General features: G+C 66.2%; 2 protein-coding genes. Both read left to right on the plus strand.

Translation table 11 applies throughout. From position 1 onward, the window contains the following. Positions 1 to 603, plus strand: a 603-nt coding sequence (locus AX681_RS05235; RefSeq protein WP_197424239.1) for an alanine racemase, incomplete at its 5' end; no start/stop codon positions are given. Positions 604 to 674: 71 nt separating this feature from the next. After that, entirely contained in the window at positions 675 to 1,082 is a 408-nt protein-coding gene (locus AX681_RS05240; protein WP_066659394.1) for a hypothetical protein, read from the plus strand. Positions 1,083 to 1,157 lie beyond the last annotated feature (75 nt).

The following is a 1,157-nucleotide window of genomic DNA, read 5'->3' on the forward strand; positions in this document are numbered from 1 at the left end:
CAGGTCGAGACGCTGATGAGCCATCTCGCCAGTGCGGACGCGGATGTGCCGTCGAATGCGCTCCAGCGCGATGCGTTCGCCGCGTTACGCGGGCGGAGCGGGGCGCGGCGGATGAGCCTGGCCAATTCGGCGGGGATCGCGCTGGGGCCCGATTATGCGTTCGACCTGACCCGCCCGGGGATCGCGCTGTACGGCGCCGTGCCGGTGCCCGCGCTGGCCGGGCGGACGCGGCAGGTCGTGACGCCCGAGGCGCAGATCCTGCAGCGGCGGCTCGTGCCGGCGGGGGAGAGCGTCGGCTATAACGCGACCTGGACCGCGACCGTCGATACCGAGGTGGCGATCGTCAATCTGGGCTATGCCGATGGCTATCTGCGCTGCTTTTCGGGCAAGGGGCGCTCGTGGGTGGGGGATCGCGCGGTGCCGCTGATCGGGCGTGTGTCGATGGATTTGACCGCGGTCGATGTGAGCGCCGCGCCCGAGCTGGCCGAGGGCGACTGGCTCGCGCTGGATTACGACCTGACGACCATGTCCGCGCTGTCGGGCTTGTCGCAATATGAGCTGCTGACCGGGCTGGGCGCGCGCTATGACCGGATCTGGATTTAGCGCGCCATTTGGTTCAGCGTTGCGAAAGGCGCGATCGGATACCATCTTGGGTAACAGAGGAGTGGAAAGCCATGCGTATTGCTTTTGCCGCCGCCGCCCTTGCCGCCCTGGCCCTGCCGGGCGCCGCAACGGCCGATGAAAAGCCCTATCCCAAGGGCGAAGCCGAACTCGCCAAGATGCTGGAAGGCCGCGTTGCCGGGAAGCCGGTGAAGTGCGTCTCCAGTTCGTCGCTGGGCCAGAGTACGGTGATCGACAAGACCGCGATCGTCTATCGCGTCGGATCGAAGCTGTATGTCAACCGCCCGCGGGGCGGCGCCGACCAACTGAGCGATGACGAAATTCTGGTCACCAAAATCCATGGCAGCCAGTTGTGCAACGTCGACAAGATCGACCTGGTCGATCGCACGTCGCGGATGTGGAGCGGGTTCGTTGTACTGGGCGATTTCGTGCCGTACACGAAGGTCAAGGACGCGCGTTGAGCGCGGGCAGGCGCGGTTGCGCCAGGCGCGGCCCGTTCGCTTGACCAATAGCTAGACAAAAGAAGAGGCCGGCGG

Source organism: Sphingomonas sp. CCH9-E2, from assembly GCF_001557215.1.
Classification (GTDB): Bacteria; Pseudomonadota; Alphaproteobacteria; order Sphingomonadales; family Sphingomonadaceae; genus Sphingomonas.